Origin of the sequence: Glutamicibacter sp. TV12E (genome assembly GCF_052441935.1) — a bacterium.
Classification (GTDB): domain Bacteria; phylum Actinomycetota; class Actinomycetes; order Actinomycetales; family Micrococcaceae; genus Glutamicibacter.
In genome coordinates this window covers 936,654-951,105 of the sequence record NZ_JBQVVF010000001.1, presented here as the reverse complement: position 1 = coordinate 951,105, position 14,452 = coordinate 936,654, and the positions used below count along the sequence as shown (strand labels likewise).

At 59.9% G+C, this 14,452-nt stretch carries 12 protein-coding genes; 11 read left to right on the top strand and 1 reads right to left on the bottom strand.

Going from position 1 to position 14,452, the window contains the following annotated elements:
* The first annotated feature begins 51 nt into the window (after window positions 1-51).
* The 4 genes from ACT7DV_RS04310 (at window position 52) to ACT7DV_RS04295 (ending at window position 4,062) form a co-directional block, all read left to right on the top strand.
* Window positions 52-1,368, top strand: a complete 1,317-nt coding sequence (locus ACT7DV_RS04310) for a tetratricopeptide repeat protein (protein WP_444661045.1) — start codon at window positions 52-54, stop codon at window positions 1,366-1,368.
* Between the two features lie 21 nt (window positions 1,369-1,389).
* The gene (locus ACT7DV_RS04305) at window positions 1,390-3,006 is read left to right on the top strand and encodes a tetratricopeptide repeat protein (RefSeq protein ID WP_444661044.1); all 1,617 of its coding nucleotides are present in this window, start codon (window positions 1,390-1,392) and stop codon (window positions 3,004-3,006) included.
* Between the two features lie 139 nt (window positions 3,007-3,145).
* Entirely contained in the window at window positions 3,146-3,514 is a 369-nt protein-coding gene (locus ACT7DV_RS04300) for a hypothetical protein (RefSeq protein WP_444661043.1), read from the top strand.
* A 116-nt stretch (window positions 3,515-3,630) separates the two neighbouring features.
* Entirely contained in the window at window positions 3,631-4,062 is a 432-nt protein-coding gene (locus ACT7DV_RS04295; RefSeq protein WP_146277483.1) for an SRPBCC family protein, read from the top strand.
* A gap of 87 nt (window positions 4,063-4,149) precedes the next feature.
* On the opposite strand, the gene ACT7DV_RS04290 is transcribed toward ACT7DV_RS04295, so the two are convergent.
* Window positions 4,150-5,454 (bottom strand): MFS transporter, encoded by a 1,305-nt coding sequence (locus tag ACT7DV_RS04290; RefSeq protein ID WP_444661042.1) that lies wholly within the window; start codon window positions 5,452-5,454, stop codon window positions 4,150-4,152.
* A 329-nt stretch (window positions 5,455-5,783) separates the two neighbouring features.
* Here ACT7DV_RS04290 and ACT7DV_RS04285 point away from each other — a divergent pair, with 329 nt between their 5' ends.
* From ACT7DV_RS04285 to ACT7DV_RS04255, 7 genes are all read left to right on the top strand, one after another.
* Window positions 5,784-7,109, top strand: coding sequence for a C-glycoside deglycosidase beta subunit domain-containing protein (locus tag ACT7DV_RS04285; protein WP_444661041.1), 1,326 nt, complete (start codon window positions 5,784-5,786; stop codon window positions 7,107-7,109).
* Window positions 7,102-8,580 carry a TIM barrel protein gene (locus ACT7DV_RS04280; protein WP_444661040.1) on the top strand — a complete coding sequence of 493 codons (1,479 nt, stop codon included), beginning with the start codon at window positions 7,102-7,104 and terminating at the stop codon, window positions 8,578-8,580. The genes ACT7DV_RS04285 and ACT7DV_RS04280 overlap by 8 nt, the downstream gene beginning before the upstream one ends.
* A 239-nt stretch (window positions 8,581-8,819) precedes the next feature.
* Window positions 8,820-10,112 carry an ABC transporter substrate-binding protein gene (locus tag ACT7DV_RS04275; protein ID WP_444661039.1) on the top strand — a complete coding sequence of 431 codons (1,293 nt, stop codon included), beginning with the start codon at window positions 8,820-8,822 and terminating at the stop codon, window positions 10,110-10,112.
* A 49-nt stretch (window positions 10,113-10,161) separates the two neighbouring features.
* On the top strand, window positions 10,162-11,160 hold the full coding sequence (locus ACT7DV_RS04270) for a carbohydrate ABC transporter permease (protein ID WP_444661038.1): 999 nt from the start codon (window positions 10,162-10,164) through the stop codon (window positions 11,158-11,160).
* 3 nt (window positions 11,161-11,163) lie between these two features.
* Entirely contained in the window at window positions 11,164-12,000 is an 837-nt protein-coding gene (locus tag ACT7DV_RS04265; protein ID WP_444661037.1) for a carbohydrate ABC transporter permease, read from the top strand.
* Window positions 12,001-12,113: 113 nt separating this feature from the next.
* A complete protein-coding gene (locus ACT7DV_RS04260; protein WP_444661036.1) occupies window positions 12,114-12,890 on the top strand; it encodes a TIM barrel protein in 777 nt (258 codons plus the stop codon).
* Window positions 12,887-14,446, top strand: coding sequence for a GMC oxidoreductase (locus tag ACT7DV_RS04255; protein ID WP_444661035.1), 1,560 nt, complete (start codon window positions 12,887-12,889; stop codon window positions 14,444-14,446). Before ACT7DV_RS04260 ends, ACT7DV_RS04255 begins: the two co-directional genes overlap by 4 nt.
* Window positions 14,447-14,452 lie beyond the last annotated feature (6 nt).

Genomic DNA, 14,452 nt, shown 5'->3' with positions numbered 1-14,452 from the left:
GCATATAATTCCAACGGGTATCGTTTATGCGGTACCCGTTGGATGCCTTAAGTGGCAGAGCAGTCAGATGAAGTTTGGCAGCTACAACTTGCAATAGCGGAGCTCAAAGACATGAATGATCCCCTGATCGCCAGCCTCATGCGCGCCGTCGACGCCGCGCCAGAGGAACACGAGTTGCGCCTCCATCTGGCCCAGCAGCTGCACCAGGCCAACCGTGCCGCTGAAGCTCTGACGCATATCAACATTGTGGTCCAAAAAGATCCCGGCAACACCGCGGCCTTGCAATTGCTCGGCCAGGTGAGTGCTGCGCTGCTGGGCAACGCCACACCCGCACCGGCTTCCGCACCGGAACCAGCAAAGCCACAGCACGCCGAAGAACCTGATTTTGATTGGGATGCGGCGGCCCAGCAGCTCGGCCAATCCGTGCCAGCCCCATTTGCGGAGCCAGAAATCCAGATGGGCGGGAGCGCAGAAACTGTCGCCCCAGTGGAACCAGCGGGGCAGCGCATTACCTTGGCTGATGTTGGCGGTCTGCAGAATGTTAAAGACCGGCTGAATGAATCATTCTTGGCACCGATGAGCAACGCCGCCATCGCCAAGGCCTTCGGCAAATCCCTGCGAGGCGGACTGCTGCTGTACGGTCCTCCCGGCTGCGGCAAGACCTTTGTGGCTCGCGCGGTTGCCGGCGAGCTCCAAGCGAACTTCATGGCCGTCACCATGACCGACATTCTTGATTCGCATATCGGTGAAACTGAGAAGAATATTAAAGCGGTCTTCGACAAGGCCCGCAGCAACTCGCCGACAGTGTTGTTCCTCGATGAAGTTGATGCATTGGGGCTGCGCCGAGGCTCATTAACCGGAAGCGCGTCATGGCTGCGCCAGATGGTCAATCAGCTGCTTATGGAGATGGATTCGCTCTCCTCAAACAATGACGGACTCTACATCCTGGCCGCGACCAACCACCCATGGGACCTGGATGAGGCGCTGTTGCGCCCAGGACGTTTGGACCGCTCAGTGCTGGTCACCGCTCCGGACCAGCCAGCTCGCGAATCAATCCTGCGCTATCACCTGGAGCGTCGACCCATCGCAGGTATCGACCTGAAATGGATTGCCGGGCAAACCGATGGATTCTCGGGCGCCGACCTGGAGCACTTGTGCACCACAGCCGCGGAAAAAGCCATGATGCAGTCCATCGAGCGCAATGAGGTGCTGCCGGTGAATATGGCACATATTCATCTGGCGATGAAAGAAGTGAAGCCATCGACCCTGCCGTGGCTGGAGTCTGCACGCAATGTGGTGCGGTTCAGCAACGAGAATGGGCGTTATGACGAGCTGGCTGATTATCTGGTCGCCAGAAAACTGTTGTAATCCAAGCCCGGAAGGCACCGCATGGATTTTGACGTCCTCTACACCAGGATCACCCATCATCTGGCTACGGGTAGGGAAGCCGAAGCCATTAGCCTGCTCAAGGACAATCTCAATGATTATCAGCAGGTTGCCGAATTCTGGATCCTGTACGCGGCCTGCCATCTGAACTTGGAGCAGTGGAGCGAAGCTGAAGCCGCCGCACGCGTGGCATTGGGGCTGAATCCCGAGCATCCAGTAGCTGGTGAGCAGCTCGCGGTGGCACTTTCCGGCCAGCGCCGTCGTGACGAGGCCCTGGCAACCATCCAACAGGTCATCGCGGTGGCGCCGGCGCATGCCCGTGGACACTATCTGCTGGGCATCTTCTTGCTGGGCAATATCCAGAACAATGACGAGCGGATCTTGGCCCGCCAGGCCACTGAGCATGCACTGAAATTGGAACCTGAAAACCCCGACTTTTATCAAGGTGCAGCTCTCGCAGCCGACATCGCCGGAGATCACCGAGGCGCGATGAGGCTCCTGGAAGCAGGGCTGCGCATTGACCCTCATCATCAAGGGCTATTGCGTTCGGCAGGCAGCATCGAAATGGGCCGCAAGATCGTGGGGGACCACGGCCAATTATTGCGCGGCATGCTGGCCAGCGATCCAATGAACGAAAAGCTGCACGAGGACTACGCGGAGAACTTTCTGGCCAAGCAGGCGGTTTACGCGGACCGCTGGTGGTTATCCATTCCGGCGCTCGCAGCCGTCGCTGCTTTTGGGCACGCTGCCAGTTTGCCGGTCACCCTGATTGTGGTTGTGCTGCTGCTTGGCGGTGGTGGCCTGTTCGCTTGGTGGAATATCTCCACGTATAAAAGGACGGAGAAAACGCTACCTTCGGGGTACATCAAAGATATTCACGCCCGCTTCCCGGCGCTGCCCAAAGCCATGCGCGGGTACCAGGCCAGTTGGGCGGCTGCGGTAGCTGGCGCTGTGGCGGGCTGCTTCGTTCCACTCGCGGGTGCGATCTTGATGCTTCTTGGCGTTGTGGCGGGCCGGGTGGCCGCTGCTCTCATATTTCGAGAAATATCAGGGCCTCCGCAGAACCGCCAGGATCCTGAAGAACGAAGGGTGCATCTGGTGCGCCTGAGCGGAGGCTACGCGGCAGGCTTCTGGAAACGTGTGCTGATAGTTTTCGCGCATCTGGCCTTCTTCGGAGTATGCATGGCCCGACCAAGCCAGATGGCCGCAGTTCCAATGTGGTCGGCGGGTATGGGACTGTTGATGGTCGGTGGGGTTTTGGCCTATTGCCAGCTCCGTCTGGGATTCAAGAACAACGCTTTCGCTTATGGGCTGGCGGTGAGCAGCTCGGCAAAATCGAGAGGCTTCGCGCTGCTGCGAGGCAACATCGGCGGGATGTACTTCATCGGGGTGCATCTGGTGTTCGGATTCATTGCATTTGTCCTGTCGCTCTCATTGCTTGCTGGTGTCCCGCAGTCCTCGGACAGCTCTGGAGGAACCGAGGATGAAGAGCCTTCGGGACCAGTTCAGCTGCCACGCGAAGAACTTGACCGGTTGACTAGAACCCCTGTGCCGAAGCCTGAAGAATTCAGTTTTTCACCCATGCCAGAACTGCCTGACATCCCATCGCTGGACCAGTAGCATCCAGCGAAATTCACACGATCGAAAAGATCACAATCCAACTGAAGATTCTGTCTTGGCATGCTCGGCCTGAAGAAATAAGATGAATTGCTACCGAATCACGTGAAGCAAAAACCCCGACCACGAGGTGGATAATCAGATGGCAATGATGAGCGAAGAGCTCATTGAGCAGTGGGCCGACGCAACTGCTGAGATCTACAATGAGTCCTTGACTGGCATCAACCTGAGCCGTCTGCCCGACGCAGTGGCGCAATACGTCGAACTCTTTGCACAGAGCGAGAATCTGACGTTTAACGAAGATGCCACCCCAACCGATTACTTTGAGCATCACCCATTCGTTGCGGTGACTGCTGTGTTGAACAGCCCTGAGGCCCTGGAGGTCTTGGACGGCGATGCGCAGGACGCGCTGGATTCGATGGCTGACTTCACTGAAGCCTGGTACAACTTCGACCTTGAGCAGGAACCGGAGCTGGGCATTTCCGAGGCAGACGTCGAAGAAGACTGGTAAACACCAGTAGCGCATTTGACCGGCGCCAGGCAGAGAATTGCCTGGTGCCGGTTTTTATCTACCCAAATCTTCTGAAAACTATTCCCATTAACCGGCGAGAGTGCAACGATTCCGGTATGAGCCAGTTCAGTGTTTTTGAAAGCACCGTTCTCATACATCTTCCGGTGCACCGCGTCTGGGAATTGCTGACCGACTGGGCAGCAGCTCCTTTGTGGATCCATGGAATTGGTTCCATGCATTCAGATGACCCAGAACTAAAAGTCGGAACCAATCTGGTCTATAGAGTCGCAGGCCACGAACGGGCCTACCGCGTCCACGACCTGATTGAGAACCGGCTGCTGATCATGCACACATCAGAGAATCCGGACGGGCTGTCCTACCGATACGATCTGAAAGACGACGCCGGGTACACCGAGGTGGTGCTGCAAGTGGCGATCATCAATCCTGATTTGAGCGTTGAACAGTGCGAAGAGCTGGCTGCGAACGTTCGCGAAAGCGAGGGGGACAAATTGGATCAATTGCGCCTCTACGCAGAGCAAGCGCCGTAAGTCCCGTTCCTCCGTTGCGGTATTGCCGCTGTACCGCACCATGAATGGCAAAATAGATCGGCCGTGATAGAGGATGGGATCCGGAAACTACCGAATCTCACCCTCTGCCACGGCCACTGGCTCATCAATCAGCGGGTTCTCCACTTCGTCGCGTGCAAATTTTCCAGCCCACCACGCAATGACGCCAAACACCGGTGAAGCCAGACCTGCGATGATGAAAATCGCCTGCAAGCTCAGGACTTGGGTCAGTGGCCCAGCCGCTGCCATGGATAGCGGCATCAGCGCCAGCGAAACGAAAAAGTCCAAGCTGGAGATCCTGCCCAGCAGGTGGCGGGGCACTCGGCGTTGCAACAGCGTTCCCCAAATGACCATGCCCACAGCGTCGGTGATGCCGAATGCCAGGAGGATGGCAAAGAGCATCCACGCTTCTTCGGCATAGCCCACCAATGCCAGCGGCAATGTTCCCAGACACCAGCAGGCTGTCATCAGGCTCAGGTACCGGCGCGGGAATTTAGCGGAGGCGATCAGCAGCGAGCCGAGTGCTGATCCGAGGCCGAAGAAAGCCAGGGCGAAGCTGAAGAGCTTGGCGTCCCCGTGCAGATTATCGCTGACGATAAAGGGCAGCAGAACTTCAAAAGGTCCAATGAAGGTGAACACGGAAACGACCGAAAACAGCAAGGTCCACAACAGCCACCGGGTGCGCACCGTATAGCCGACGCCCTCGCGCAGCTGCCGGAGGATGCCCGGCTGCGGCTGGCCGTCCGCCGGACCCGTCGCGTTATAGGCGTCCCGGCTGGGGATCGTGCGCAGCATCAGCAAGGCGAGCAGGTGAACCAGTGCCACGCCAATGATGGCGTGCGCTGGGGACAAGGCTGCCACCACGAATCCGGCGGTCATCGGGCCCAAGGCAGTGTGGACCACGGGGCGCACGGTTCCTTCCAGGCCATTGGCGGCCAAGAGCTGCTCGGGTGGCAACATCTTGGGCAGTAGGGCGGAGTATGCAGGGTAGAAAAATGCTGATCCTGAACCGATGAGAAATCCTGCCACCATGAGGTGCCACAGTTCCAGTACCCCGCTAATGGCCAGCACCGCGGTGATGCTCATCAGCACAAAGGAAAAGGTCTCTACCAGCACCACGATGCGCCGGCAGGAATGCCGGTCGGCCATGATCCCGCCCAAGAGTACAAAACACAGCAGGCCCACGGCATTGGCCGTGGCCACCATTGAAAGTTCCACCGGCCCGCCGCCCAAGCGGCGCACCTGGTAGACCATGGCCACGGTCCACATGCCCGCGGCGAAAGTAGACAGGACAAGAGCGCTAGCCAGCAGGGCATAATCGCGGACCGCGAAAGGCTTGACGAGGCGCAGCGCGGAGGTCTTGAGCGCGCTCATTCAAACTCCTACGTTAGTGCGTAAGTATCATCATCCGCCTAGTGATTGAATTTTGTCAATCAGTAAATTGCGGGGAGGCCTGCCGAGGTGCAATGCCCCGCTTCCCGCGGCTTGGCGATCCATGGGCTTGTGGCCGGCGTCTTCGCTAATTAACTCCAGAGGTTATCCCGGAGCGCGGTGCGGGAAGAGCGGACTTTGGACGCGTCGGGTGCCGGCTTGCGCGACTGCATCTGTATCCAAGGAGAATACTTATTTCGAAAAAGAGCTATCTTTTGTAAGAAATAGACATAAGATGGGAGGGGTAAGCGCACTATGAGGGGTAGGTCACAATGTTGCTGGAAAGAAGCCTGATCCAATCCGTGGGATTCCGCAATGTATATCAAGACGGACGTGCCGCTGGATTCCAATTCAGGGTTCGCATGCCGTCGTACCGGGGGATGGCTGCGTCGCTGATCGATGGCATCTCGGTTTCTGTGGGAAATCTGGTGAGCGTTGGCCCGGAAGTCCCGTTGTGGGATTTCGATGGTGGTACATATACCCTCGAGCAGCTCTGGAGCAGCGAGGGGCTGCGGTGGCCATTGGAAGAAGCCGTGGTTGTCACCGTGCCGCTTGATGGCGGCTTGCCTCCGGGCGTGCACGAGGTCAGGATCGAATTGCGGTTGAGGATGTCCTATATTCCGCTCATTCACCAGCCGTCTTTGTTCCGCGAAACCCGGATGGTCACCTTGGCGCCTGAGGGAGACGGCGGACAGTTCAAATATGGGGTGTCGCTCTACAGCTTCATGGGGGACTACGGCACGGTCATGGACCTGGAGACTTCGCTGTCAGCCATTAGCGACATTGGCGCCACCGGTGTGGAGATTCTCGGCGAGGGACATCTTCCCGGCTACCCCAACCCTTCTGTGGAATTCATCGACCGGTGGTTCAGTTTGCTGGAGCGCTACCGACTAGAGCCGACCAACTACGGATCCTGGATCGATACCCGGCTGCATCCCGGGCGGGGCATGACAGAGCAGGAAGGCGCGCTGGCTCTGCAGCGCGATCTCAAGCTCGCACATCAGCTCGGATTCAAATTCCTCAGGCCAAAAATCGGCGTGGTTTCCGATGATCTGATTCCCGATCCCATCTGGCAAGGCGCTGTTGAGCGAAGTCTGGATCTTGCTCATGATCTGGGGATCATCATCTGTCCCGAGATCCATTCTCCGACACCGATCAAGCATCCGGTGGTACAGGCCTACGCCAACCTCATTGAACGCACGGGTACCGAAAACTTCGGCTTGCTTATTGATACTGGCATCTTTCAGGACCGCCCCATCCCGCTGCGCGAAGGCGAGAGCCGCGAAACCAGGCCGGCTTTCCTCGATGGCATCGGCGTGGACCCGGACGACTTCGCAGGGATTGCCGAATACGTGGTCTTTATCCAAGCCAAATTCCATGACATCAACAACGAACTCGAAGATCAGCAGATCCCATGGGTTCCGGTCATCAATGCATTGCAGAACGCCGGATACCGGGGCTATCTGTCCAGCGAATATGAAGGCGAACGAACTGCGGGGCGCGCGATTGAACAGATCCGGCGGCAGCATGCACTGCTTCGCGGAATCGCTTCGGGCAGAGAATCAACGACTAACCAGAAAGAAGAATCCCATGCCTAACGGCCTCATTGACGAATCCAGCCTCCGGGTCCATCCCGAAGGCATTGCTGTGGCCTTGACGATTCCTTGGTATCGAAGCCTCTGGCTGTCTTCGGTCACGTCCCTGAAGCTGGCGCTGGACGGCGTTGAGGTTCCAGCCGATGACCTCAGCTTTGAACTTCGCGGCGTGCGCTACGCCGTGGATGAGTTGCCCAATCAGGATCAGGTACTCTGGTTCCTCCAGGACCACCCGCTGCTGATCGTCGCGCTGCCCGAACCTGATGAACTGGGCGCCGTGCGCACGGTGCGAATTTCTGGGGAGATGCGCCTGCCGTATATGCAAATTGCTCCTGGGGCTGATGGCGGGCCAGGAATGTATGTCCCGAATTTCGTGAATCAGGAACTGGAACTGGCAGCGACCGATGCTCCGCGGCCGGCGCAGATCGAGATTCAACCTGTGGATCCCCCGGAACCTAAAATGCAAGAGGATCCCTTTGACCTTGGGCTGACGTTGTATTCTGCCAGCGCGGAGTACCGGGCAGGATGGTACAACTTCGACAGCCTGCTTGAACGTGTTGCCCAGCTGGGCATCGGTCCCGGCATCGAGATGGTCGCCTCGCAGATGCTGCCGGACTATCCGCGAGTCACCCCGGAATTCACCAAGGTGTGGAAGACGGCCATGGACAAGTACGGGTTCACCGCCAGTTCCTTCGGCGCCAATCTGGACATGGGGCGCCGACGGGACCGCGACATGACTCCTGACGAGGAATTCGAGTTCAGTCAATTATTGTTTGACGGGGCCAAGGCTTTGGGGTTCCCGCTGGTGCGGATCCAAAGCGCCAAACCAGAGCTGCTGCGGCGGCTGCTCCCCGTAGCCGAAAAGCATGGGCTGAAGCTGGCCTACGAGATCCATGCGCCGATGGGGCCGAACTCGCCTGAGATCATGCGGGTGCGAGAAGTCTATGAGGAGCTGAACTCGCCGCTATTGGGTTTCGTGGCAGATTTCTCCTCCACCATGCACAGCATGTCGCCCACCCTCTTGCGTGCCGTACGCCGGGCTGAATTGGATGATGCCGCAGTGCAGCAGCTGCAGGCGATCTGGGCTACCGACGCGTCGATGCGCGAGAGGCAGGACCAGTTTATCGGCTATCTCCGTGGCAGGGGTTTCGATCCGGCGCGCTTGGGGTCCTTTGCGCACCTGTCGTTCAATATGCATGGCCATGTCGAACCAGGTCAGTGGGCCGAGATCATGCCGCAGATCTTCCATGTCCACGCCAAGTTCTACGACATCGACGAGCAGGGAAATGAGCCTGCCATCGATTACCCGCAGCTCGTGCGTGTTTTCGTTGACGGAGGGTATCGCGGATATTGGTCCAGTGAATGGGAGGGCCATGCCTTTGCTGAACTTGGCGAGGTCGACCCGCTGGTGCTGGTGCGCAAGCAGCATGACCTGATTCGGCGCAGCATGCGTTCATTGACGGCCAGGGTCTAGCACCTGGACTGCCTGACGGCGCGCAGCGCACACCCTGTTTTCGAGGGGTGTGCGCTGCGCGCCGCTTTGTTCCGGCAGTTCGAGCGAGGCTAGCAGGCGTGCGCAGAAGCCGCGCAAATACTTACTTATGTCTACTATCTGCAAAACTTATGTACTTTTCTGGCACATGTATTCATAATTAGGAGTGACCGGGATCACCCTCCGGCTTTACGCTCACAATGATGTTTGAAAGGCTGGTCATGACTCAGCACCGACGCCCCGCAGGCCTTAGGCTTGCAGCCCTGGCTATTCCCACCGTTGCAGCACTCGCTCTGACAGGCTGCGGGGGAACCTCCGACAGTGCGTCGGACGCCAAGAACCAGGAATTCTCGCTCACGTTCGCAACTTCCAACACCGTTGAGAGCCCCTATGAGGCCTTGGCCAAGAAGTACATGGAAGAGTTCCCGGACGTGAACATCACGCTGAACCCGCAGCCCAATGACTCTTATGATCAGGTGGTACGCACCCAGTTGCAGGCAGGCAACGCCTCCGATGTCTTGGTCACCGCACCAGGCTCGGCTTCGGGCCGGAGCATCCTGCCACTGGTCAAGGCCGGCTTCCTCGAGCCACTGGGTGAATCTGCGGCAGCCTTGGTTCCGGAGGGCAGCGAGGCGTTGTTCGGCCCAGAGGGCAAGGTGTATGGCCTCGCTCCGGAAATCACTGTGGTCGGCCTGGTGTCCAACGATACCGCTGCGGCCGCCGCCGGGGTCAGCCCGTTCCCCGGGGACTTCGCCGGTGTCCTGGAGCAGTGCGGCTCGTTGGCAGGAGCCAACAAATCGATGTTTGCGGTGGCCGGCACCGCGGCCCCGAACACCGGGCTGCTTGGCATGCAGCTGGCCGCCACCCGCGTCTACTCCCAGGATCCCGACTGGAACGACAAGCGCGTCGCCGGCGAAGTGACATTCTCAGATACCGAAGGGTGGCAGCAGGCCCTGGAAGCAGTGGTCGCATTGAAAGACGCGGGGTGCTTCCAGAAAGGGGCCGAAGGCGCCGGCTTTGATGTGGTGACCAAGGCGCTTGTCAGCGGGAACTCGTTGGCGGCCTTTATCCCGGGCCCGAGCAACATGCAGCTGAAAACCACCGCCGAAGACCAGGACTTTGAAGTCCGTGTCCTGCCTAGCGAAGGTGGTGCGGCGGAAGATTTCATCTATGCCAGCGCCAACTACGCATACTCGATCAACGCCGCGTCCAAGAACAAGGACGCTGCCACGACCTTCCTCGAATGGCTGGCCGAGCCCGAGCAGACCAAGGCCTTCGCGGAGATTGATGGCGCCTTGCCCGTGGCGGGACTGGAAGATTTCGACTTCGAGAACAGCGCCTACCAAAACGTGGAGGACCTGATCCTGGACAAGCGCTACGCGCCACTGCCGAACAGCGAGTGGTCCAATGCCGCGGTCTACGACGAACTTGGCAGCGGCGTCCAGGGGCTATTGACCGGACAGCAGACTCCGGCCCAGGTGCTTGACGCCATGGATGCGGCCTGGGACCAGTAGCCGGTGCGTACCTGAGTCCATAGTTTCGGAAGAATAGGCAGAAATTATCATGACGGTGACATCTCAACCGATCAATCGCGAAGCCAATGGGCCGCGGAGCGGCCAAGCGCCCCTCGGGCAGAAAGCCGGGGCCAGCAGTCCCAGGCGGCCTGGCAGCGATCGGAAAAAATCTTCCCGCCCACGGTGGGGACTGGAATTCGGCCACTGGTGGTGGGCGCTACCCGGGATTGTGCTGGTTTTCGCCGTTCATTATGTGGCTACGGGCATCGGGGGATTCTTCGCCTTCACCAACTGGTCGGGCATCGGCTCGTTCGAAATTGTCGGGTTCAAGAACTTCGAGGCGATCTTCAACGACCCCACTAAAATCCGTTCGCTGGGCAACACCCTCTTTTTCGCCTTTGGGTCGGTGCTGCTGGGCAACGTCTTGGGCCTGCTGCTTGCCCTGGGCCTGAACCGGGTGGTGAAAACCCGCTATGCGCTACGCACCCTCTTCTTCATGCCAGTGGTGCTCAGCCCGCTGGCTACCGCATACATCTGGAAGTTCATTTTCGACTTTGACGGCCCGATCAATGCACTGCTCAATTCGATTGGCGCCGGCCATCTGGCCAAGCCATGGCTGGCAGACCCGCAGTGGGCGGTATGGACTGTCCTGGTGGTGCTGACCTGGTCTTCCACCGGGTTCGCCATGGTCATTTTCATGGCAGGGCTGACCAGCGTCCCGAATGAAGTCGAAGAGGCTGCCGCCATTGACGGGGCTAATCTCTGGCAGCGTTTTTGCCACGTCACCCTGCCGGCCCTGCGACCGGCTGTGGCCATCGCGATGACCTTGGGAATTGTCCAGGGGCTGAGGGTATTCGACCCCATCATGGCGTTGACCAGCGGCGGCCCCGCGGGGGCCACGGAAACCCTGGCCACGGAAGTCTATAAGCAGGCATTCGCCCTCGGGAACTTCGGCGGCGGCGCCGCGCTGGCCCTGGTTCTGGCGGTCATCATCCTGATCTTCGCTGTGCTCCAGCAGCGGCTCACCCGTTCGAACCCGGAGGACTAGGCCATGTTCCGCTACACCAAGCTCACGCTGCTGCGAGAAATCGGGCTCTGGGTCCTTGCCCTGGTCTTCCTGGCGCCCTTCTATTTCCTGGTCACCACGGCCCTGAAGTCCGGTACCGAAATGTACTCGACCTCGCCGCTGGCGCTGCCCGAAAGCCTGGACTTCAGCGCATTTGTTGACGTTTTGTCCGCCACAGGCAACTCGAACGTCCTTTCCGGATTGCTCAATAGCGTGATCATCACCGCGGGCAGCATCCTGTTGCTGGTCGCCATGGGTTCGCTCACCGGGTACGTGATTGCCCGCAGCACCCGGCGCTGGACCAAAGCGGCCTACTACCTGTTCCTGGTTGCCATCATCCTCCCCGGCCAGCTGGGCGCGGTGCCGCTGTACATGGGTGCGCGAACCCTCGGTTTGACCGGTTCGTCGTGGGGCATGGTCATCCTGTACACGGGCATGCTGCTACCGGTGTCGATCTTCCTGTACTCGAATTTTTTCCGAGGCCTGGGAACCTCCTACGAAGAGGCAGCAACCATCGACGGGGCCACCCGTTTCCAGATTTTTTCCAAGATCGTGCTTCCCATGATGGCCCCGGCCACGGGTACCGTCACGATCTTCGCGGGGCTGATTGTCTGGAACGACTTCTTCACCTCGCTGATCTTCCTGGGCGGATCCGAGAACCAGACCCTGCCGGTGGCGATGTACTACTACATAGGCTCGCTGGTATCTGAATGGAACTCCATCTTCGCCATTGTCATCGTGTCGATGATCCCCATCCTGGTGCTGTTCCTTTTCGCCCAGAAGCGATTCATCCAAGGATTCTCCGGAGGCCTGAAGGGCTAGGCTTCCCCCCTCTCTGCGCGGGTAAACCATCCTGCGGCTTGACCCTGTGCGCCCGAAAACAGGGTCCGCAACGAACAAACCACCATTTTCCACACCCTTTGACAGGAGTTCCCATGTATGAGCTTGCCCCGAATATCGACCTGCTATTTGCTGAAGCCGGAGAGGCGGCCGAAGACCGAGTCCGCGCGGCGGCCGCCGCCGGATTCAGCGCCGTTGAAATGTGGGGGCCCACAGGCAAGGACATCCCGGCCCTGCAGGATGCGCTGCAGGAGACTGGCCTGAAACTGACCGCCCAGCTGGCCGAACCGCGCACCCAGTTCATGATTCCCCCGAAAAACCATGCACCGTTCTACGCCGGGCTTGAAGAGGGAGTCCAGGTGGCCTTGCAGTTGGGCTGCGCCCGCATCGTTGTTGGTTCGGGAACCGGATTTGGCGGGCGCAAGCGCCAGGACCAGCTTGATGAACTGATCGAGATCTACACCAAGGCTACTGGGCTCATTGACGGTTCGGGCATCACGCTGGTGCTGGAGCCGGTCAACGTGCGCGTGGATCACCCCGGGGCGCTGCTGGACCGCACCTCGGAGGCGGTGTATGTGGCCCGAGGCGTCGATTCGGCCCAGTTCGGCGTGCTCTACGACTTGTACCACTCGACGGTTGAGGGCGAGGACGTGGAACATGAGCTGGCCAACGCGGCAGGGCTGATCAAGTACGTGCAGATCGCCGATGCCCCGGGGCGCGGGGAACCGGGTTCCGGATTGATTGACTGGACTGCCCGCCTCGCCCAGCTGCACGCCAGCGGCTACCGGGATGAAATCGGTTTGGAATACTATCCCACCATCAGCTCGGTCCAGTCGGTGAAGCGCATTCAGGAACTGGTGGCCGCGCGATGACTCCGCGTTCGTATCCGCTTCAAGTTGACGTCGCACTGGTTGGAAGCGGACCAACCTCGGCGGCCTATGCGCGTATCCTCAGCGAGCTGGCTCCCGAAGCGCGGATTGCCATGTTCGAGGTGGGGCCCAGCATCAGCAATCCGCCCGGGGCCCATGTCAAGAACATCGGCGATCCGGATCAGCGGGCCGCGGCGCAGCGGGCCTCGGAAGGGCCCGGCGCTGGCGCGCAAACCGTCAACTCTCCCGGGCAGGTCAAAGCCGGAACCCGGCGGGCCCGTCCCGGCACGTTTTTGCTCGCCGGCGGTTTCGCGGCTCCTGGAGAAGATGGTTTGCCGGTGGCTGCCATGTCCAGCAATGTCGGCGGCATGGGCGCGCACTGGACCGGTGCCTGCCCACGACCCGGCGGTGCCGAGCGGATCGATTTCCTGGCGGACCTCGATGACCTGCTGGCCGAAGCGGAGCGGTTGCTGGAGGTGACCACCGAGGCCTTCGAGCAGGCCGCCCTGCCGCAAAAAGTCCGCGATCTGCTTGCCGCCCACGTGGATGCTGGACGTGAGGACGCCTATCGGGTGCAACCGATGCCGCTGGCCGTGCACCGCCGCGCAGAAGGCGAACTCGTCTGGTCCGGCGCCGACGTGGTGATGGGCGAACCCACCCGCGCCAATGCGAACTTCACGCTTTTTGATGATTCATTGGTGCTCCGGATACTCACCGATGGCCAGATGGCCAGCGGTGTGCTGGTCAGGGACCAGCGCACCGGAACCCTGCACCAGGTCTCTGCCCGCTTTGTGGTGGTTGGGGCCGACGCCTTGCGCACTCCGCAATTGCTGTGGGCCTCGGGTATCCGGCCTCAAGCGCTGGGACGCTACCTCAATGACCAGGCGCAGGTGGTCTTCGCCAGCCGCCTGCGGGGTGTTGATGCACAGCAAGCCGCGGGGGCTCCGGGCGTCGGGCTGAGCGAGCACAGCGGGGTCTCCTGGGTTCCCTATACCGATGGCGAGCCCTTCCACGGGCAGATCATGCAGCTCGACGCCTCGCCGGTTCCGCTGGCCGAGGACGACCCGGTTGTCCCCGGATCGATTGTCGGCCTTGGGCTGTTCTGTGCCAAGGACCTGAGCAAGGACGACCGGGTGGTGTTCGACGACCAGGCCACGGATTTCTACGGGATGCCCGCGATGCGTATCCACTACCGGCTCAGCGATGCCGACCAACAGGTAATTGAACGGGCGAAGGAGCATATTCTCCGGTGGGGGCAAGCCGTGGGGGAACCGCTGGATGAGCGTCCATTCCTCCTGCCTCCAGGCTCGTCCCTCCACTACCAGGGCACCACTCGGATGGGCCAGGTTGATGATGGGACCAGTGTGTGCTCGCCTGATAGCGAGCTCTGGGAAGTTCCCGGCGTGTTTGTTGCCGGCAACGGAGTGATCCCCACCGCGACCGCCTGCAATCCCACGCTGACCTCGGTTGCGCTGGCTGTGCGCGGTGCGCGGCGAATTGCAGAAAAACTCAAGAACTCTTTACTTATGTCGGAATCAGACATTAGAATGAGCGAATAAGGAATA